The 17,426-nt window shown below is 46.7% G+C and carries 26 protein-coding genes and 2 pseudogenes; 20 read left to right on the top strand and 8 right to left on the bottom strand.

Features of this window, described 5'->3' with window-relative positions:
- The first annotated feature begins 10 nt into the window (after positions 1-10).
- The 13 genes and pseudogenes from AAIR21_RS24645 to AAIR21_RS24585 all read left to right on the top strand — a co-directional run bounded on the left by AAIR21_RS24645 (position 11) and on the right by AAIR21_RS24585 (position 8,607).
- Positions 11-652: an antitoxin of toxin-antitoxin stability system gene (locus tag AAIR21_RS24645; RefSeq protein WP_434682483.1), complete on the top strand. Its 642-nt coding sequence runs from the start codon at positions 11-13 to the stop codon at positions 650-652.
- Between the two features lie 50 nt (positions 653-702).
- Complete coding sequence (locus tag AAIR21_RS24640) at positions 703-1,059, top strand: type IV toxin-antitoxin system YeeU family antitoxin (RefSeq protein WP_434682482.1); 357 nt, start codon at positions 703-705, stop codon at positions 1,057-1,059.
- Positions 1,060-1,115: 56 nt separating this feature from the next.
- Positions 1,116-1,493, top strand: a complete 378-nt coding sequence (locus AAIR21_RS24635) for a TA system toxin CbtA family protein (RefSeq protein ID WP_434682481.1) — start codon at positions 1,116-1,118, stop codon at positions 1,491-1,493.
- On the top strand, positions 1,490-1,981 hold the full coding sequence (locus tag AAIR21_RS24630) for a DUF5983 family protein (RefSeq protein WP_434682480.1): 492 nt from the start codon (positions 1,490-1,492) through the stop codon (positions 1,979-1,981). Before AAIR21_RS24635 ends, AAIR21_RS24630 begins: the two co-directional genes overlap by 4 nt.
- A 29-nt stretch (positions 1,982-2,010) precedes the next feature.
- Positions 2,011-2,214: a hypothetical protein gene (locus AAIR21_RS24625; protein ID WP_434682479.1), complete on the top strand. Its 204-nt coding sequence runs from the start codon at positions 2,011-2,013 to the stop codon at positions 2,212-2,214.
- Positions 2,215-2,295: 81 nt separating this feature from the next.
- Positions 2,296-3,138 carry a DUF4942 domain-containing protein gene (locus AAIR21_RS24620; protein ID WP_434682478.1) on the top strand — a complete coding sequence of 281 codons (843 nt, stop codon included), beginning with the start codon at positions 2,296-2,298 and terminating at the stop codon, positions 3,136-3,138.
- A 93-nt stretch (positions 3,139-3,231) separates the two neighbouring features.
- Positions 3,232-3,495 (top strand): type II toxin-antitoxin system ParD family antitoxin, encoded by a 264-nt coding sequence (locus AAIR21_RS24615; RefSeq protein ID WP_434682477.1) that lies wholly within the window; start codon positions 3,232-3,234, stop codon positions 3,493-3,495.
- Positions 3,492-3,812, top strand: a complete 321-nt coding sequence (locus tag AAIR21_RS24610; RefSeq protein WP_434682476.1) for a type II toxin-antitoxin system RelE/ParE family toxin — start codon at positions 3,492-3,494, stop codon at positions 3,810-3,812. Before AAIR21_RS24615 ends, AAIR21_RS24610 begins: the two co-directional genes overlap by 4 nt.
- Positions 3,813-4,219: 407 nt before the next feature.
- The gene (locus tag AAIR21_RS24605; RefSeq protein ID WP_434682475.1) at positions 4,220-5,413 is read left to right on the top strand and encodes a tyrosine-type recombinase/integrase; all 1,194 of its coding nucleotides are present in this window, start codon (positions 4,220-4,222) and stop codon (positions 5,411-5,413) included.
- Positions 5,414-5,671: 258 nt separating this feature from the next.
- Positions 5,672-5,841, top strand: a pseudogene (locus AAIR21_RS24600) (integrase); the annotation flags it as partial.
- Positions 5,842-6,121: 280 nt separating this feature from the next.
- A complete protein-coding gene (locus AAIR21_RS24595; protein WP_434682474.1) occupies positions 6,122-7,177 on the top strand; it encodes a nucleoid-associated protein in 1,056 nt (351 codons plus the stop codon).
- Positions 7,178-7,180: 3 nt separating this feature from the next.
- Positions 7,181-8,167: a GTP pyrophosphokinase gene (locus AAIR21_RS24590; RefSeq protein WP_434682473.1), complete on the top strand. Its 987-nt coding sequence runs from the start codon at positions 7,181-7,183 to the stop codon at positions 8,165-8,167.
- Positions 8,167-8,607 carry an SLATT domain-containing protein gene (locus tag AAIR21_RS24585; protein WP_434682472.1) on the top strand — a complete coding sequence of 147 codons (441 nt, stop codon included), beginning with the start codon at positions 8,167-8,169 and terminating at the stop codon, positions 8,605-8,607. Before AAIR21_RS24590 ends, AAIR21_RS24585 begins: the two co-directional genes overlap by 1 nt.
- Before the next feature lie 57 nt (positions 8,608-8,664).
- Here AAIR21_RS24585 and AAIR21_RS24580 read toward each other — a convergent pair.
- Positions 8,665-8,810 (bottom strand): annotated as a pseudogene (locus tag AAIR21_RS24580) (transposase); the annotation flags it as partial.
- A 209-nt stretch (positions 8,811-9,019) separates the two neighbouring features.
- On the opposite strand from AAIR21_RS24580, the gene AAIR21_RS24575 reads away from it, so the two are divergent.
- The 5 genes from AAIR21_RS24575 (at position 9,020) to AAIR21_RS24555 (ending at position 12,081) form a co-directional block, all read left to right on the top strand.
- Positions 9,020-9,379, top strand: a complete 360-nt coding sequence (locus AAIR21_RS24575; RefSeq protein ID WP_434682471.1) for a plasmid partitioning/stability family protein — start codon at positions 9,020-9,022, stop codon at positions 9,377-9,379.
- 391 nt (positions 9,380-9,770) lie between these two features.
- Positions 9,771-10,010 (top strand): hypothetical protein, encoded by a 240-nt coding sequence (locus AAIR21_RS24570; RefSeq protein ID WP_434682470.1) that lies wholly within the window; start codon positions 9,771-9,773, stop codon positions 10,008-10,010.
- The gene (locus AAIR21_RS24565) at positions 10,007-10,597 is read left to right on the top strand and encodes a disulfide bond formation protein B (RefSeq protein ID WP_434682469.1); all 591 of its coding nucleotides are present in this window, start codon (positions 10,007-10,009) and stop codon (positions 10,595-10,597) included. The genes AAIR21_RS24570 and AAIR21_RS24565 overlap by 4 nt, the downstream gene beginning before the upstream one ends.
- A gap of 503 nt (positions 10,598-11,100) precedes the next feature.
- Entirely contained in the window at positions 11,101-11,793 is a 693-nt protein-coding gene (locus tag AAIR21_RS24560; RefSeq protein WP_434682468.1) for a hypothetical protein, read from the top strand.
- Positions 11,794-11,871: 78 nt separating this feature from the next.
- Positions 11,872-12,081 (top strand): hypothetical protein, encoded by a 210-nt coding sequence (locus AAIR21_RS24555; RefSeq protein WP_434682467.1) that lies wholly within the window; start codon positions 11,872-11,874, stop codon positions 12,079-12,081.
- Positions 12,082-12,487: 406 nt separating this feature from the next.
- Here AAIR21_RS24555 and AAIR21_RS24550 read toward each other — a convergent pair whose 3' ends face one another.
- From AAIR21_RS24550 to AAIR21_RS24540, 3 genes are all read right to left on the bottom strand, one after another.
- A complete protein-coding gene (locus tag AAIR21_RS24550; RefSeq protein WP_434682466.1) occupies positions 12,488-12,856 on the bottom strand; it encodes a YidB family protein in 369 nt (122 codons plus the stop codon).
- A 14-nt stretch (positions 12,857-12,870) separates the two neighbouring features.
- Positions 12,871-13,314 carry a DUF3761 domain-containing protein gene (locus tag AAIR21_RS24545; protein ID WP_434682465.1) on the bottom strand — a complete coding sequence of 148 codons (444 nt, stop codon included), beginning with the start codon at positions 13,312-13,314 and terminating at the stop codon, positions 12,871-12,873.
- Positions 13,315-13,402: 88 nt separating this feature from the next.
- Positions 13,403-13,765, bottom strand: a complete 363-nt coding sequence (locus tag AAIR21_RS24540; protein ID WP_434682464.1) for a YcgJ family protein — start codon at positions 13,763-13,765, stop codon at positions 13,403-13,405.
- Between the two features lie 270 nt (positions 13,766-14,035).
- On the opposite strand from AAIR21_RS24540, the gene AAIR21_RS24535 reads away from it, so the two are divergent.
- Together AAIR21_RS24535 and AAIR21_RS24530 are read left to right on the top strand one after the other, a co-directional pair.
- The gene (locus tag AAIR21_RS24535; RefSeq protein WP_072091987.1) at positions 14,036-14,221 is read left to right on the top strand and encodes a DUF1187 family protein; all 186 of its coding nucleotides are present in this window, start codon (positions 14,036-14,038) and stop codon (positions 14,219-14,221) included.
- A gap of 17 nt (positions 14,222-14,238) precedes the next feature.
- A complete protein-coding gene (locus AAIR21_RS24530) occupies positions 14,239-14,709 on the top strand; it encodes a protease inhibitor I42 family protein (protein ID WP_434682463.1) in 471 nt (156 codons plus the stop codon).
- Between the two features lie 2 nt (positions 14,710-14,711).
- Here AAIR21_RS24530 and AAIR21_RS24525 read toward each other — a convergent pair whose 3' ends face one another.
- The 4 genes from AAIR21_RS24525 to AAIR21_RS24510 form a co-directional block, all read right to left on the bottom strand.
- Positions 14,712-15,317 (bottom strand): DUF2913 family protein, encoded by a 606-nt coding sequence (locus AAIR21_RS24525; protein WP_434682462.1) that lies wholly within the window; start codon positions 15,315-15,317, stop codon positions 14,712-14,714.
- A gap of 89 nt (positions 15,318-15,406) precedes the next feature.
- A complete protein-coding gene (locus AAIR21_RS24520; RefSeq protein WP_434682461.1) occupies positions 15,407-16,270 on the bottom strand; it encodes an ion transporter in 864 nt (287 codons plus the stop codon).
- 140 nt (positions 16,271-16,410) lie between these two features.
- Entirely contained in the window at positions 16,411-17,001 is a 591-nt protein-coding gene (locus AAIR21_RS24515) for a hypothetical protein (RefSeq protein ID WP_434682460.1), read from the bottom strand.
- A 21-nt stretch (positions 17,002-17,022) separates the two neighbouring features.
- Positions 17,023-17,426 (bottom strand): helix-turn-helix domain-containing protein (locus AAIR21_RS24510; RefSeq protein WP_434682459.1); only part of this gene is annotated, 404 nt, incomplete at its 5' end.

Raw genomic sequence — 17,426 nt, 5'->3', positions numbered from 1 at the left:
GCAAACTACAGTGAGCAAAATTATCTCCACCACCGTTTATACACTGGATGAACTCTCCGAACCCGCCCTGGAGAACGCCCGCAACTGGTATCGCGAGCACATGCTGAATGATGACTGGTATCAGAACGTGTTTGACGAGTTCACTGGCATCAGCGACATCCTGGGCATAACCATTAAGCTGTACCGGGTGCCTCTCCCGTCGGGCGGCAACCGTCAGCACCACTGTATTTGGTTCAGCGGCTTCAGCCGTCAGGGGGATGGTGCCTGCTTTGAGGGTGATTATACCTACCAGCCTCAGGCCGTATACCTGATCAGGGAACACTACCCTGAAGACGCTGCTCTTCACCGGATTGCCGATTTACTGCAGGCCATCCAGTTGCACAACAGCGGCGAACTTCGCGCCGCGATCCGTCATCACGGCCAGCATATCCATGAATCCTGTATGGCAGTCATGGTCGAACGCCACAGCTCCGCGCAGAACATGAGCGCAGACAGTGAGGTGGCGGTAACCGAAGCCATCCGGGAGCTGGCGCGCTGGCTCTACGACATGCTGGAAAGCGAATACGGCTGGCAGACCTCCCCCTCCATTATTGACGACGACATTATCGCCAGGGATTACACCTTCACCGAATCCGGTCAACGTTTTGGCTGACCCTATCCTGTTGAAACATTTCTTAATCCACGTTTTAGTGAGGCTTAACCATGCCAGATATCCCTGCCACAAATGACAACATGGACGCACCGCGCTGGGGGCTTCAGCGCGATATTATCCCGTGTTTTGGCGCTCGCCTGGTGCAGGAGGGCAACCGGCTGCATTACCTTGCCGACCGCGCCAGCATCACAGGCACCTTCAGTGACGCGGATTTACGCCATCTCGACCAGGCCTTTCCGCTGCTGTTGAAGCAACTGGAATTAATGCTCACCAGTGGTGAACTCACTCCACGCCATCAGCACTGCGTCACGCTCTACGCAAAAGGACTGACCTGCGACGCGGATTCCCTCGGCAGTTGCGGCTATGTCTATCTCGCGATTTACCCGACACCTGCCACAGCAGCCTGAACAGCTCGCTCAATACCTCCCTTTCGGTTTAACCAGCCAACAAAGAGTTCCTTATTATGCACACACAATCTTCATCCCTTAAACGGGCGGCTCAGCAACGTCCGTCACCCGTCGATATCTGGCAAAAATTACTCACGTATTTGCTGGACCGTCACTACGGTCTGACGCTAAACGACACGCCGTTTGGCAACGATGGCGTGATCCAGGAGCATATCGACGCAGGGATCTCACTGTGCGACGCCGTGAATTTTATCGTGGAGAAATACGACCTGGTGCGCACCGATCGTCGTGGTTTCAACGCGGAAACACAGTCACCGCTTCTCACCAGTATTGATATTCTCCGCGCCCGTAAAGCCACCGGGCTGATGATCCGCAACGATTACAGAACGGTGACCGACATCACCACCGGTAAATACCGCGAGGTGCAGCAATGAAGTTATCCCTCACCGTGGAAGCCGATACCATCAACGTTCTGGCCCTCAATATGGGCCGGATCGCTGTAGATATTGACGGCATTGAACTGGCCGACCTGATCAATGTGGTCTGTGACAACGGCTGTACACTTCGTATTGCCGACAATCCGGGGAAGCTGGTTGTTGAAGATTCTCTACCACATGCAGCCCGTCTGAATGGGATCCAGTGTAGCACTGCCCATATCACCGGTGAGGATAACGCTATCCTCGAGCACATAACCCTTCAACGTCACGACGGCAACAACGGCGACTGGATACTGTATACCGGCTACGGATTTATTCTCAGGCTGAATGCCCGTTTACATCCCGTGCTGGAACTAAAGCGGCTGGGGTTATCAAAGGCCTGTCGCCGGTTAGTCGTCACGCTGATGCGAAGCTATGCCATCCGTATCCTCAATCTGGATGCCCTCGGTGAACTGCTACCCGAATTTGCCACTTTCGACTGGTAGCTCAACCTCAATTGCCACAAGGAGAACACATGTCGGAATTAACCACTGAAACTGCATTGCAGATCCTGATCGACTGGCTGCAGGACAACATCAATTGTGGCAGCGAGATTATCTTCGATAACGACGAAGACCGGACGGATTCAGCAGTGCTGTTGCCCTGGATTGAACGTGCGCTTCAGGACGTTCGCGATCTCCACCATCTGCTGCTTCTGCAACAAACCAGAACGGATTAACCATCGAACCATACTCATCGTACACGCATAAGCGCCAGCCCTCACCGGTTGGCGCTTTGCTTTATATAAAGGAAAACCATAATGTCAGACCTTACCCTCACCGAACCAGAAGTACTCACCGGCCATACTGACGTGATTTGCTCCACCAGCATTGAACGCATCGTCACAGGTCGTAACGCTGCGCTGGCACAGATTGAAGCGCTCATTCAGCAACTTGATGACATCTCATTGCTGACGTTCTCACTGGGAGCGGGTACGGCAAAAGAATGGGGAATGAAACAGCACCGCTATGAATGCTGGCTAATGGAGAAAGCGGATACGGCGATGAAAGCCATTACCTGCAATCTCGATCGCGGTATATGGCGGGATTTGATGAAGAGGTCTGGGATGCTGTCGATTCTGGATGCCCAGGCCCGTGACCAGTGGTACAACAGCCTGGAAAAGGAGGATATTCCGGTGGTCAGCGAAGCCAATATCCTGAGTACCTTTGAGCAATTACATCTGAATAAAGGCGAGGTGTTTGAACGGGGCGTCATCAACGTATTTAAAGGGCTGAGCTGGGACTATCGGACGAATAGCCCCTGCAAGTTTGGAACAAAAATCATCGTAACAGGACTGGTCAAATGTGACCGGTGGGGATTTGGTCTGAACTGGGGCTGGCAGCGCGATCGATTAGCTGACCTTGAGCGGATGCTGATGATCCTTGACGGAAAACCTGTTCCTGACAACCGTGCTGACGTTACCCGTCGGCTGGGAGATCATATCCATGAAAACAGGCACAGTAATCGTTACGAGGATGAGATGTTTGCAATCAAGTATTTTCAGAAAGGAACGGCACACATCACCTTTAAGCGACCTGAACTGGTCGATAAGCTGAATGACATCATCGCCCGGCACTATCCGGGGGCGCTGGCAGCGAGGTAATAGTTCCGAAATCAAGGTCGCGATTGCTGTTCTTGAGTAACCCCGTGATAACAACTATTATTAACTGATAGTAATTAAGCAGGAGAAATCATCATGCCAACCAGTGTCGCCCTTACCCCTCATTTTGAAGCGTTTATTCGTGAGCAGATAGAAAGTGGACGCTATAACAACACCAGTGAAGTTATCCGGGCAGGACTTCGTGCCCTGGAAGAGCGAGAGCAGCAAATGAAACTCGAATCACTTCAGGAAGCAATCATCGTAGGTATCAACAGCGGTGAAAGCAAAAGCGCTGAAGAAGTATTTGGTCGCCTGACTCACAAATACAAAACCATGGCCGCAGGTACCCAGACAAAATGAAACTGGGTATCTCACCACTGGCAGAGCTTGATCTTGAAGCCATCGGTGACTGGATTGCGCAGGATAACCCTGTACGCGCACTCAGCTTTACCGAAGAACTGTATCAACAATGCCTGCTGATAGCAGAAACACCAGCACTCTACAGAGAAAGGCCTGAACTGGGGAGTGGAATCAGGGGATCTGCTTATGGCCGTTACCTGCTTCTGTTCAGAGTATTGGACACGGAAGTTCGTATCGAGCGCATCGTTCATGGGTCCCGTGATATCAACAGGGTACTTGCAGAACCAGGTGACCATCAGCCGTTGGATGACCTTTGATTTTGCTCTCGTCAGAGGTATCATCCACAGATTAATCGGGAATCGAATGAAGGAATCGAATCCATGATTTCAGATAGCCCCAAATCAGTAACCTTTCTCTTCTGAAACTCCCGCCAACAACCAGCGAAACCATTACGAGGTACCAATGGAGGTATCAACTTTATCAAACCAAACAATAACAAACAAAAACAACAATATAGATTGAAAGGTCGATTCCGAGTCCGGGCACCACTTTCACTTCTATGGTTGCCTCCAAAACTCCACGAAACTCAAGTATAATCATACCCATACAACCATTATTAACACTTTGAACTCCACTGAACTCAACCGGGTTCTTCCTCAATCAAGTATCCGTTGGGGGCTCGCATGGGGGCTCATCGTGTTAGATCGTTTTTAGAGGCCCCCATATGGCACTCACAGCCAGGCAGGTAGAGACTGCCAAGCCTAAAGAGAAAGACTATAAACTCAGTGATGAGCGCGGTTTGTTCCTGCTGGTCAAAACCAGCGGTGCACGTTACTGGCGTATGAAATACCGTATCGCTGGCAAAGAGAAAAAGCTGTCGATTGGCGTGTATCCCGAAGTTACTCTCGCTGACGCCAGACTTAAACGTGACGAAGCCAGAAAGGTTATTGCCGAAGGTGGAGATCCCAGTGAGAAAAAGCAACTGGAAAAACTCTCACGAAAAATCTCCGTCGAGAACACGTTCAAAACGATTGCTATGGAATGGCATACGTATAAGTCTGCCTCATGGTCAGAAGACTACGCTGAGAGCGTCCTGGAAGCGCTGGGTAAGGATATCTTTCCTTATGTGGGTAGACGTCCGGTTGCAGAGATCCTTCCTCTGGAGATGCTGGAGGTGCTTCGTCTGATTGAAAAACGTGGTTCTCTGGAAAAACTACGCAAAGTCAGGCAGTACTGCAATCAAATATTCCGCTATGCCATCGCAACCGGACGAGCCACGATTAACCCCGCCTCAGAACTGACCAGCACGCTGACAGCGCCGAAAACAAAACATTTCCCTCACCTGCAAGAAAATGAACTCCCGGCTCTTCTTACAAAGCTCTCTGAGTATCATGGCAGCCCTGTCGTCCGTATGGCAACCAGGCTATTAATGTTAACTGGCGTCAGGACGATAGAGTTACGAGCCGCAGAATGGTCTGAATTCGATTTCGACAATGCTCAGTGGGTTGTACCGGAAGAACGCATGAAAGGAAGGCGTATTCATCTGGTACCATTGTCAAAACAGGTGATGGCAATCCTGCACGAATTACAGGTGTATACCGGACAGTATCGACTGCTATTTCCCGGACGATGCGATATCAATAAACCAATGAGTGAAGCCAGTATCAACATGGTCCTCAAACGCATCGGCTACGACGGGAGAGCAACCGGTCATGGTTTTCGCCACACAATGAGTACCATCTTGCATGAGCATGGGTTCAACACTGCATGGATCGAAATGCAGCTTGCCCACGTGGATAAGAACAGTATTCGTGGAACCTACAATCATGCCCAATACCTTGATAATCGACGCGAGATGATGCAGTGGTACGCTGACCACATTGACGGTCTGATAAACGGGACGGAAAATAAAGAGTGATGTAGTGCCCTCTGGACGCTCAACCTTCATGGTTGGGCGTCTTCTCTTTCATAAGCATTTCCTTCAGCTCCCCACCCAAACCCAATCCATGATTTTATTTTAAATAAACTATTATATTATTTAATCTGAGGTGAGCAAATATCAGTATCAAACCCTGCAGTAAATCCTTTAAGTCTGTCTCCTTTGCGTATTCAGCTCTGCTCTGGTCAATCACGTTTTCGCGAGGAACGTCGATCAGCGATTCTGACAGCAGCATAAGAATCAGGTAAGTTCAGAACGAAAGATCTTGAGGGGGTACTTGATCACTCGAAGAAAGATGAGATTATAGCCGCTTACATTCGTGCCAAGTATCTTGCTAAAAGAGCAAATCGGATGCAGTAGGGGGAGATTATATTCAAGTACAGAGATATAAGGCCATTGATATGTGAAAAGGCTACATCTTCTAGCAGTTCAAAACAGATCTATCGGATTGAGCAGAACAACCGAAAAAATCTAAGAAACTAGGTTGTTATTGCCTCCTCATACATTTAACTGTATAAATAAACAGTTTCTTTATGCTATGACACACTGCTCTGTTCTATGGACCTGCACCTTTCGGAAAACGGTTATGATTTTGGGAGTACTCCTATGTTATTGATTGAATATGGTATTATGTAGACGAGGAAGTTTCCCTCGAAAGCTAACCAATTGATTGACAAGGATAAAATAGTGATAAAAAGCCCACTGAATTTAATAAACCTAAACATAACCGATTTGATCATCCATAGGATCTACCTACCTGGTCAGCAGTCCCATTTTGCTGTTGAACATTCAAATAACATTATCCCCTTGTCAGGGAAGGCAAAACTGACTCTTGAGCAAAGACTGACCAAAGTTTTGTCTAGGGGCTCAAAATGTATTGAGATGGACATAGTTGAAGATGATCCACTTGATAAAATTCATGCCTTGCATAATGCTGGCGAAGACGTTTTTGTATCGAAAAGCAAAGATATAGCCGACAAGTTAGGTAAGGCACAAACCAGCAAAAAGCATCCTGAAGGTGTTCTCGTCGTAGTCAGGTGTTCATATGGTATTACCAAAAAATCAAGGGCTGTCGCAATAATCAAAGCTGAACTACATGAAGGGTTCACTTCCACGTTAAAAGATAATGTTGCCACAATCGATTATTTAAATAACTTAATATTAACACCCGAACAAAAACTTTATAAAGTTGCTTTCTTTTCTGAAATAACACGCTCGCCTACTGCAAATAAAAAATTTCATGAGGTTTATTTATTTGATAATAATCTGACATCTAAAGATGATTCAGGTGCAGCGGCTTATTTTTATAAAGGTTTTTTAGGCCTTTCCATTTCAGCCGACTCTAGCCGATTAACAAGAAGTTTTTATGAAATTACAGAGAGTTATATTAATGAAAATTGCGAATCAATTGAAGAGAGAATAGACCTTTCAAGCGCACTAAGGATATACCTTAAAACAGAGCAATCAGAGATTATTGGAACAAATGATTTTTCAGAGAAATACATGGCTGTTGATAAACGTGATGATTACATTTCTTATTGTGAAGAAAAAGATTCAGTAATATCATCATTCAAAAAAGATGACTCTTTGATTAAAAACAAAATAAAAAATTCAACATTTAAATTTAGCAATGAAGTCAAAATAATTTACCCTTCGATAAATGGTGATAGCCCCTGTAAAATAATTGAGCGTAATGATGCATTCACCATAGTAAAAATAAATGGTTATTTAATAGGGAGCTAAGGTATGAATGAGGTAGACGAGTTTATCGAAACTTTTGAACGAGAGAAGATCATTTATTCCTCTTGGGGTGAACTCGTCCTTCAGCAAATCAACGATTGTTTAGCACAAAAAGATATTGAGTCTATTTTAAAAATCACCCCATCATACAGATTAAAAGATATTTCATCACTTATTGAAAAGGCATTTTACAGATCTAAAAATTATAACAACCCCTACAAAGATATAACAGATAAAGTTGGCGTAAGATTTGTTGTTCTTTTGACAGATGATATCCCAATAATAAAAGATATAATCGAAGGCTGCCCAATATGGGAATACTCTGATGACCGAGATTTTTTAAAAGAAAAAGAAGAAAAACCATATTTATTTGATTATCAATCCGTTCATTATGTGGTTAAAAACTTAGAGCCTATATCAATACATGAAAACACAGTAATACCAATAGGTACTCCATGTGAAATCCAAGTGAGAACGCTTCTTCAACATGCATATGCTGAAGTATCACATGATTCGGTATATAAATGTAAAGCCAAACCATCTTCTGATATTAAACGGAGGATGGCAAGAACCATAGCATTAATGGAGTCCACTGATGAGCTATTTCTGTTAGCAAAAAATGAACTCAAAAAAAGCAACTTTAAAATAGAAAAGTGGGCCAACCATTCCATATCCATGAGTTGCCATATCAATCTAAATTATAATAAAAAGGTAAAAGACAAAATCCTATATCATATTTTAAATGTTTACTTCGATACGTTAAATGAACCACTATTCAAAACATACCAGACATATTTTGATATTAACCAAGGTTATAAGGAATATTTTTCTGAAAAAATCAACTCTGACTGTATAACCGGAAGTTATATAAAACAAAGTGCCGCTATTATTTTTTGCTTATTTATGGTTGATAAAAAACCACAGATATTTAGAAATAAATGGCCATTTTCAGAAAATGATTTGAATGAAATCATGTTAATCATGGGTAAATAATGAATCAAAACTTAACTGTTTTATTGAATGAAGTTGATGAAAAAATATTAAAAATGAAAGCAAAAGTCAAAACCACCAAAAGAAAAGCGAATGTTCTTAAACTATTGAGCCTATCTTTCGCTGCTCTTACAACTATCTTAGTTGGTATAAGCAATGGTCATATTAATCTTTCTACACCTTCATTAATAACAAGCGCACTTTTAACTTTAACTGTTGGTCTTGAATCACATTTTTCCTATCAAGAACAATGGGAACGACAAAAATGGACTTTGCTAAAGCTATATCAAATACAAAATAAATTGCGCCTAATGGGGAGAGATAAAAATTTAACCGAAAACGCTATTAATCTTTATATTGATGATTACTTATCAATTTGGGACATGGATTTAGCTCGTTGGGAAAAGATTAAAAGCCAAGAAAAAAGCAACTTATCGTCCTAAACGAATCGCTGATCGACATTCCACGAGAAAAGAGGTTCGATCAGAGCAGAATTCGCACTTAAATAGCTGGCTGGGTTGAATGCCATGCAGACGAGCAACATGGTAGACGGTCATCCCCAGCTCCATGGTCTGCTAAATAATAGCAATCTTTTCCTGCGGAGTCTTACGCTTACGGAGCTCCTGCCCAGCAGTATTCCTGTCATCTCAAAATTAGAGCCAGTATTAGACATATGTTTAAACCTATCTCTTATTTTACTGTCGGGTGTTTATCGGGGCCGCTCAAATCGTAAATGGTGGGGCCTGCCTGTTGGATGATAGCATTCATTCTGCTTGAAGATCGTTTCTTTATCGCACAGGCTCCTCATTTCGCACTGGTGGATGCTCTCAAAGCCATTGGCTGATGGAGTGGGTAATGAACCGAAGAAAAGTACTGATTTATCTGCGCCCTGCCACACATGCCAGCAAGCGCTTTGCGGATGCAAGGATAGATGCGCTTCACCGGGGTGATCGCGGTGAGTTATCACGAACGGCGTTACTGCCCGGTATCGCGCTGGAAGAAATTGACCGCCGGTTGCCGTCGGTACTTTCGGCACTGCTGGCTGACAATACGAGCCCGGAAACCTTGCGTACAATGCTGTCATCGTTTCTGAACATCCAGCCGGGCTCTACTCCACCTGTGATGGTAACCACTACAGAGCCACAACCAAAGGTGGCAGGACAATCCACCAGCAGTGTTTCGGCAAAGAATCTGGCGGGAGCTCTACCTGGATAGTTAATATGAATAGCTTTCAGTGGCTGTGACATAAATCCAGACGCCCAGCCTTCGTAGCCGGGCGTCCTTTTCACGTTATTTTCTTTTTTGACCATTACATCAAGCTGGCCCGACACATCAGCATCACCGAGTGGAGCAAACAAGAGGGGCTAATCCCCCCAAATTAGCATATCCCCCATTGACCCCTCAACACTACCGTTTCGATTGTTGTAGTGTCTGATTTGTCAGGAATCAGACATGGCGCAGCAATAGCCATCCTACCAGCCATTTGCTGCGCCACCTCTCAATCGTGAGGTCTTCAGGGCTTATAGTGGCAAATTAGCGTTCCACTTTTGCCATGAACGCTATGTACCTGATCTGAACGTATAATGTTAAGCAAAGGAGACCAGCAATGCTTATTGTTTTCACGGTTATGGCACTTTCGTTACTTTTCGCATATTTTGGACGCAAGATGGTAGCAACATTATTAATAATCATCTGCCTGGCGTTGAGTGTTAAACAATTTCTCTGGGATATATACAGCCCTGAAGATGGCTTCCGGATGCCATGGATTCAGGTAAAGGTCATAGCACCATTTCAGCAACCTGACTTTAATGCGACAGGATTAATTGCCAATGGAGATATTGCATGAAGATGATTAATGCGAATAATCCCCCTGCAGATCATAAAATATCAGCAGTACTACTATCTATTTATCTTCTGGGGATGATTGCTGTTATCGCAGCCATCCTCACCACAGCAATGTTGCTTCAGTATATTGACGGCGAAATCCCCTGCCAGTTATGCCTTCTTCAGCGCGTTGCAATGTTCGGTGTTTGCTTTAGTATTATTCTTCAGTTCCGGCATGGTTTCTCATACTGCAATACAGGCCTGAGTATGATTTTCTCTCTCTTCCTGCTGATTGTGTCAGTGCGGCAGACATTAAACGATATCTATCCTCGCCCTGGACATGAGTATATAGGCAGTTTAGTCTTTGGCTTACATATGCCAGTCTGGTCAGTTCTGATTTCAGTCGCGCTATTAATTGCGTTCGCATTTCAGTTAATTATCTGGGGCAGCAGTATGCCGCAGTCGATGACACCATTACCATTACTTCGGGTGCTGGCAACGATACTCTGTTTTTATGTCGTCGTTATTGGTGCGGTTAATTTTATATCAGTCGGCGTACAATGCGGCTTCGGAGAATGCCACACTTCTGGTTACCTCTTACTCAAATGAATAAGTAAAGAAGTCCAACGGGTTACAGCCGTTCGGACTTCGCTCTTTAGTTCACGTTCAGGTAGCACTATCGCTTATTCCAGATAACCCCAATTCAGTTGCACTGAGTACCTCTTCCGGACTGATCTTGACCCGCTATCTCCAGACCGCAAGGCGTATTTTTCTCTTCGAGACGGGTGCCATCTTGTGTTAACAGCAAGAAGGATACGGTAAATGACCACATCAGCTTCTGTCGGCTATTTTCGCTTCACGCCTCTCCCCACCAGACAGCGGGTCAATGGCATCCTAATTGGCTTCATTACTGCTCTCTTAGCCTTTTCCCATAAATTTTTTCAATGAATGCCCCACGAGCAACGTCAGGGTAAATTGCCCCATCGTGGCAACGATCAGACAACTAGAAAATCAGATATATGCAACAGAACCACAAAAATGTTCCACTTTCATACCGTTTCAAGTATCCTGTTTAGTCGGATTTCCCCCGGCGAAAATTGGCAGAGATAACCATGGGCCGCAAACATACGCCATTCTCCTCCCTTTCGCGTCGAAAACGTCGGGCTGCCACTCTCAAAATTAAAACCCTCAGATACCGTGAACGCGGTACCTGGGGTGGCATCTTCTATGACGAATGCGATCATGACCAGTCAGTTGCCAGTGGCAACTGGACCTGGAGCGATATCGTGTTTCTCGGCCATGATCCGGCTGTTTTCTGGAATGCAGAGATTATCACGGCGAGTGTAGCCTTTGCCGATGCCGTGGAAGATGCTGCGTTCAGGGAAGCCATGTCAGGACTGCATACTGAAGACCAGTATCAGGCAACGCATTTTAGTACAATTCCGAACATCGATGCCAATGGCAAAATCATCAGCTATACATTGCTCCGGAGGCCTGAGCTGAATGACCCGCAACTTGACGGAATGACCATCGGTAATTTTGTTGATAAACGGGCTCAGGCGATTATACGTGATAATCCGCCCCCGGTTTACTGCGGTTACCGAATCTTGCCGGGATACGCTGCCGGGACTGGCTTGCGAATGATAGTTGAGTCGGATGTATTAGACCGGGGTGTGATTGAGGCCGCCATTTCAGATTTTCGTGCTCACAGGGAATGCAACTGGGTTTCTGACATACCGGCACGTGTCCGTTATTCTGACGAGATCCACTGCAAACCAATCAACATGACAAAGCGAGTAAGTTAAAAATGTACGCCCTGTCCCCGGAAATGAATCTCCTCATAGCCGCGCGGTTGACGACCGCGCTCAATATGAGGAAAGACGATGGTAAAAACCCGTGCAGAACGACGCCACCAGATGCGTCGAATGAAACTGAAAAGACGACACGACAACGCAAATGGTGACGGTAGCCCGGAACATCTGGGCCGCCATTATAAAACCCCGTGCAGTTGTTCCTGCTGGCTGTGTGGGCACCAGCGTGACTGGTATGGGCCAGGTATGCAGGAGCGACGGGCACGTGCAAAAAATACGTAAGGAGGGCAGATGAGGTAACTATCCACAATCAGGAACCTTAAATGTCTGTTTTTAATACACGAAGGGACCGTGATCGTCACGGTAAACCCAAACCACATTGCCATGTTGGTTATCCGGGATGCGACGGCAGGATGATGCACCACCGCAATCGCACCTCAGGGCTCTGGCCGGACTGGAACCCCTGCCATTGCCCGTCAGCCTGGACGCGTCTGTTTATGACCCGGCCACGTCGTGCAAAGGAGGCTGTTGCTTTAGGGCGAATAATGAAGGGTGCCGATCCCGATGGGATCCTGTTCCCTCATCGCACTAAGCCGTACGTGTACTACTACTGAATCTTGTCCTCTTCCTGAGGGCTGGTGTGAATAGCTCTCCCTGAGTATTTTGTTGGTTCAGGGAGAGCTAATAATCACTTCATGCGCTCACGAAGAATCGACAGAGCCATATCCAGCATATTGCTGCCGCCCAGTTGATGCGCTTCGGGAGACAAATGCTGTAATACGGCTGGCAGATGGGCACTAATCCAGCCGGTCACTTCCCCCTGAGAAATCCCCATATGCTGTGCCAGTGAAGACAACTCATCGGCACTGAACAAGCTGCTGATATGCTCAGGAGTAAGATTTTCAGCCGTCAGTCCATTTGCCTCCAGCGCCTTAAACCGCGCCAACAGCGCCGGAAACCCGCCCTCTTCCTGTACCCACGATAAAAATGCCACCAGATTTGGATGTAAGTCAGTTCCCTGGAAAAAACGCCCCAGAATGTTGTTCAGAATACCCATGCTCTCTCCCTCCGTTATTCCGCCAGCCATTGCGCCACGCCACCATGACGCGAGCAGGAGCCACTGTGTTGCTTGCTGTGACTGAACGAACCATCTTTACACCGTGCGGTAGCACCAGATTCAACCGCGTCTGGCACCGCTGCTGGTGCTGACTTTATTTTTTTTGCCGGAACCTGAACAGGGGTAGCCTTTTTCTCAGGTACCGGCAGCGGGTTTTGTTTTTTCACAAACCGGCCGCTTTTATCCCGCACAGCTACCGGGAGCGTATCTGCTGGCTGAGAAATGGCATCGTCAGCCTTTGGTTTACGGGAGCGTACAACTTTCTTTGAGGCAGGGGCATCTGTAGTTTGTTGAATATCGACTAAAGATTGTGCATCTTTCTTTGCCGGGGACGCTGCCATCGCCCCGGCACTCAGAATGAAACTGCAGACAAGAAGCGTAACTGGTAATATGCGCATAGCTAAGTTTCTCCGTTATACGAATGGACAAATAATCCTTAGCAACGGGAGGTGCTTTCTGGCAATAAATGCACAGTATTTTAAGGATTTATTTCCCCTGATGCGCCTTACCAAATATCTTCTGTGTCAGTATGTTTTCTTTTTTGTCTGGTGTTCGTGGATAAAAGCGATCTGTGTAACACTGCCGTTCCTTAGAATCACAATGCACCCCGTTACTGAACGTATATTCGCTCAAATCGACGCTGACACCATCACCGAATGACTTCTGCAGGTTATCCTCTGCGGTTTTCCCCAGATACAACGCCGTCAGGCCCATCGCAATCCCCTGGTTATCAACGCAATACCCGGCTTTTTTATCACACACAACGCCGCTCGCCGGAGAGTAGATATCCGCAGCCAGTGCTGATGCGGACATGCCCAGTAATACAGCCATCACCAGTAATTTCTTCACAATTCATCACCCTCTTAACAAAAATTTTCACCTGATACCGCACAACTGGTTTTGTTTAGCACAGGGAGCCTGGTGATAACAATTCATCGCTACCGTCAGGAATGCTTCCGGCGACTTTACAAGCCCCCGCTGCCGTCCCGATAACAGGATAACTTCTGCAGCCATCATCGTGCACCCTGAGGACCATCTGTATCGGTAACAGGCCAGAAAGAATGTTAGTACGAACCATTCAGTCAGCATCAGGACCGAAGATCACGAAGGAGAGTCACGTTGTATAAAATAACCGCAACGATTATTAAACCGGGAAACCCTCGCGTTACCTGGACTCGCTTTTCACCGAAGAAATTAACACTGGAACAGTGCGAAACGTTCTTCTACTCTCCGAAAGAAGCGGGAAGATCATTTGGTGAAAGAATCAAAGTGGAAAACTTTCTCTGCGAAAAAATCGACAGATAAGACAAAACGGATGGATTATGAAAAACATTCAGGCCATAACGCTTTTCCTTCTCACCCTGTGCTGTACAGGAATTGCCTCTGTTTCGGCTGAGCCAGCAAAGCCACTCCTTTCTCTCTGCAAATGTCCGTCGGGTTATTTCACGGTAATAACCGGTAATTACAACAAAGCGCCTGCACAACAATGTTTATCTGAAGCGCCGGAGACCATTTCAGTCCCTGTTGATGCCACGTTTTCCATTACCCTGCCCGCTAATCCAACAACCGGTGCAACATGGGGGTTAAGGCATATGCCTGATTCAGTGATGCTGATGTCTGCCGGATACTCACCCTCACCAACCACGGCCCCTGAAGTAGTCGGCAGTGGCGGTGAATTTTCTTACATCTTCAACGTGATGGCTCAAAGCAACGGAACCATCAATCTGGACTATGGACGCACCTGGGAAAAAGAGGCATGGTCAACCCGAATCATTAACCTGCATCCCCAGTAAAATCAGCTCTGTTCTGGCAATAGTTGATAAACGACATATCCGTCGTCATCAGGCAACCGTTCAGCATGCAGATTACATTGTACCAGAAGCGCAGGAATGCCGCTGATATCGCCAGTAAGCCGTAGCTCCATCGGTTTGATGAGTTCGCCCTTGTCGGTGAACACCTGATGCAGCCCGTCTTTCGGGGTGTAGATCGCACACACATCACCCGCTAATTTGGCTTTTTCTTCCCATTCCTTTGCTGAAACCAGCCAGTCTATCCAGCCCATCGTCCGGAGCGTGTCGATCATATACGTAAAGCGAAACAGCGTGCTCTGCTGCGTAAGCTCGCCAGAGCTGGCAAGCCAGATGTACTCCACCTTGCTGTAAAGCCGCGCTGATGGCCCGTAACGTTTACCCTGCTCCTGCAGCCAGATGATGTCCGATGCTAACGTTCGGGGAAACAGCTTACGTTTCTGCGCCGTCAGCAACCACTGCATGATGAACATGTGCATCTGTAGCCCCGAAAGCGCTTTGCCTTCCAGCCTGGCAAGGCCAACGGCCACCAGGATACACCATGCCAGGTGCGCAAGTTCTTCAGTTGGGTGTTTAGGTAGTGGTACTGTCAAACGGCACTCCAGATTGTAGTATTAATGACTGGCAGGCTAATTATTGCATTCAGCCGGGCTGCTTCAGGTTATGAACGGGGGATCGACTCTCATTTTTTCTTACGGTCACCCGCAGCAGAACCCAGTTGTGCGCCACAGTGCTGACAAAACCGGGCATCGTCACCATGATCATTACTGTGGCATGCCCCACAATATTGCTGCCTGCGACGATGCTGCAACATTTCGCTCATATAGGCACTCATCACCCCTGTCGGGATCGCGATTAACGAATACCCCGTCAGGATAAGTAATGATGCCAGTAACCTGCCGGGTACCGTGTGTGGAGTAATATCACCGTACCCCACCGTCGTCATAGTCACAACAGCCCAGTAAACGGAGACCGGCAAGGTGGTAAAACCATGTTCAGGCCCCTCAATCACATACATCATCCCACCCGACAGACACACCATGATCATCACACCACCAAGGAACAGCAGTAGCTTCTGGCGTGCGCAATACAGTGTGTCCCAGATCAAAGAAACAGAATCGATATAACGCAGCACCTTGACGAGCCGCAATAACCGCAGCACCCGCAACAGCCTCATTGCCGTCAGGTATTCCACCGCCACTTCCGGCCACATCCAGAGAATGTACAGAGGCAGAAGGGTAACAAGATCGATAATACCAAAAAAGCTGATGACATATCGCAACGGGCGAGCGCTGCTGACCAGGCGGAGGGCGTATTCCACGGTGAACATAAAGGTAAACAGATATTCAATTCGCTGAAAACTCAGAAAGTGAATTCCCGTCCGCTGAAAGATATCAGGTGCCCCTGATTCAAGGAATAACAGCGCCACGCTGCAAAGAGTCGCTATAAGCCAGATACCTTCAGTATACTCGCTCACCCACCGACTGGTATGTATAAAACGGCTCAGGGGTATCTTCAGGACATCGGTGATGATGTTATGCTTCATTAATTACCTCTGAATAAGCGGACATAACTCAATCAGGATAATATTTTCGGGGATATCATCCTGTTCATTTATTATATTCAAATAGTGAATCACAGCCTGTCAACCGGAACAGAAAGTGAAATCAGAATATATTCATGTCGTCATGAAATGAACTCCATGAATACATTTCTGACAGACTGGTCTTTTATAAAGTCAATCCGAAAATCAGTTTTAAACAAAGAGTAAAAGACTCTGGCATTGCGGATCAGATTAATGCTCTCTCTCAGTACATCTGGGTTACCCCTGGCTTTTTTAAGCACCACATGAAACCAGATATCATGCAATGCACTGCTCCATATCCAGACTTCACCAATACCAGTGATGTCCCACAATCTCTCCTCATCCTCAAATAATCTGATGATAAATTTCTCAGCCTGACTGAGGTGTTCATCGGGAATATTTTCAAGAGGGGCAAGGACCGCATAATACAAATCCCTTTGCCACGCATCAGCCTCTTTCTCCTTTCTGAAATCGAGCGCCTCACGGGTCCTTTTATCATACTCTGAGGAGACTGTCATGACGATATCCCGTGGTTCAGTCAGCCATTTATTTCGCAACAGAACACTGGTCTGAGAATGGCTGCAGGCAAGGTCTGCAATGATACTCTGCAGCGTTTCATGACTGAAGTGTTGCAATCTTTCACGCTGTTTCTCATCAAAACCACACTCGCCACAACGGCACGCTAAATCCATTCAGGAACCTCTTTCAAATTATTAATTTATTATTGCATTGCGATGAGGAGAGCCTTCAGCAACCTCCGCCAGCTGGGCCAGCACAGAAGGTCGCAGCCCGGAAACATGTTTCCCGCTAAACAGGAATGCGCCAGCATCGACCAGCTTTATGATTTCCCGGGTCACCGTTTCCGGCGTGACGCCAATGTAGTTTGCAATATCGCACCGCAGCATTGGCAACCGAAAGTCCCGCATGACAATGCCCTGAAAGCCATAGCGGACCGCAAGGTCATAAATAAAACCCGCCAGCCGTTCCCCGGCGCTCAGCCTGGTCAGTTGACGAAAACGGACTTTGTTCAGGCGTAAGTGCTCACTCATCAACTGGTAAACCTGTCGCCGTGCATCACACGAGTCCATAAACTCGCTTAGCGCTGTCGGGGGCAGGT

The organism is Enterobacter sp. PTB, from assembly GCF_051130085.1.
GTDB classification, from domain to species: domain Bacteria; phylum Pseudomonadota; class Gammaproteobacteria; order Enterobacterales; family Enterobacteriaceae; genus Enterobacter; species Enterobacter ludwigii.
The sequence above is the reverse complement of the archived record's forward strand: the minus strand, read 5'-3'. Positions and strand labels throughout refer to the sequence as shown.

Coding starts and splice junctions, on each gene's coding strand:
- AAIR21_RS24640 (WP_434682482.1), top strand. CDS start 703: ATGCCAGATATCCCTGCCACAAATGACAACATGGACGCACCGCGCTGG.
- AAIR21_RS24635 (WP_434682481.1), top strand. CDS start 1,116: ATGCACACACAATCTTCATCCCTTAAACGGGCGGCTCAGCAACGTCCG.
- AAIR21_RS24630 (WP_434682480.1), top strand. CDS start 1,490: ATGAAGTTATCCCTCACCGTGGAAGCCGATACCATCAACGTTCTGGCC.
- AAIR21_RS24625 (WP_434682479.1), top strand. CDS start 2,011: ATGTCGGAATTAACCACTGAAACTGCATTGCAGATCCTGATCGACTGG.
- AAIR21_RS24620 (WP_434682478.1), top strand. CDS start 2,296: ATGTCAGACCTTACCCTCACCGAACCAGAAGTACTCACCGGCCATACT.
- AAIR21_RS24615 (WP_434682477.1), top strand. CDS start 3,232: ATGCCAACCAGTGTCGCCCTTACCCCTCATTTTGAAGCGTTTATTCGT.
- AAIR21_RS24610 (WP_434682476.1), top strand. CDS start 3,492: ATGAAACTGGGTATCTCACCACTGGCAGAGCTTGATCTTGAAGCCATC.
- AAIR21_RS24605 (WP_434682475.1), top strand. CDS start 4,220: ATGGCACTCACAGCCAGGCAGGTAGAGACTGCCAAGCCTAAAGAGAAA.
- AAIR21_RS24590 (WP_434682473.1), top strand. CDS start 7,181: ATGAATGAGGTAGACGAGTTTATCGAAACTTTTGAACGAGAGAAGATC.
- AAIR21_RS24585 (WP_434682472.1), top strand. CDS start 8,167: ATGAATCAAAACTTAACTGTTTTATTGAATGAAGTTGATGAAAAAATA.
- AAIR21_RS24575 (WP_434682471.1), top strand. CDS start 9,020: ATGAACCGAAGAAAAGTACTGATTTATCTGCGCCCTGCCACACATGCC.
- AAIR21_RS24570 (WP_434682470.1), top strand. CDS start 9,771: ATGCTTATTGTTTTCACGGTTATGGCACTTTCGTTACTTTTCGCATAT.
- AAIR21_RS24565 (WP_434682469.1), top strand. CDS start 10,007: ATGAAGATGATTAATGCGAATAATCCCCCTGCAGATCATAAAATATCA.
- AAIR21_RS24560 (WP_434682468.1), top strand. CDS start 11,101: ATGGGCCGCAAACATACGCCATTCTCCTCCCTTTCGCGTCGAAAACGT.
- AAIR21_RS24555 (WP_434682467.1), top strand. CDS start 11,872: ATGGTAAAAACCCGTGCAGAACGACGCCACCAGATGCGTCGAATGAAA.
- AAIR21_RS24550 (WP_434682466.1), bottom strand. CDS start 12,856: ATGGGTATTCTGAACAACATTCTGGGGCGTTTTTTCCAGGGAACTGAC.
- AAIR21_RS24545 (WP_434682465.1), bottom strand. CDS start 13,314: ATGCGCATATTACCAGTTACGCTTCTTGTCTGCAGTTTCATTCTGAGT.
- AAIR21_RS24530 (WP_434682463.1), top strand. CDS start 14,239: ATGAAAAACATTCAGGCCATAACGCTTTTCCTTCTCACCCTGTGCTGT.
- AAIR21_RS24520 (WP_434682461.1), bottom strand. CDS start 16,270: ATGAAGCATAACATCATCACCGATGTCCTGAAGATACCCCTGAGCCGT.
- AAIR21_RS24515 (WP_434682460.1), bottom strand. CDS start 17,001: ATGGATTTAGCGTGCCGTTGTGGCGAGTGTGGTTTTGATGAGAAACAG.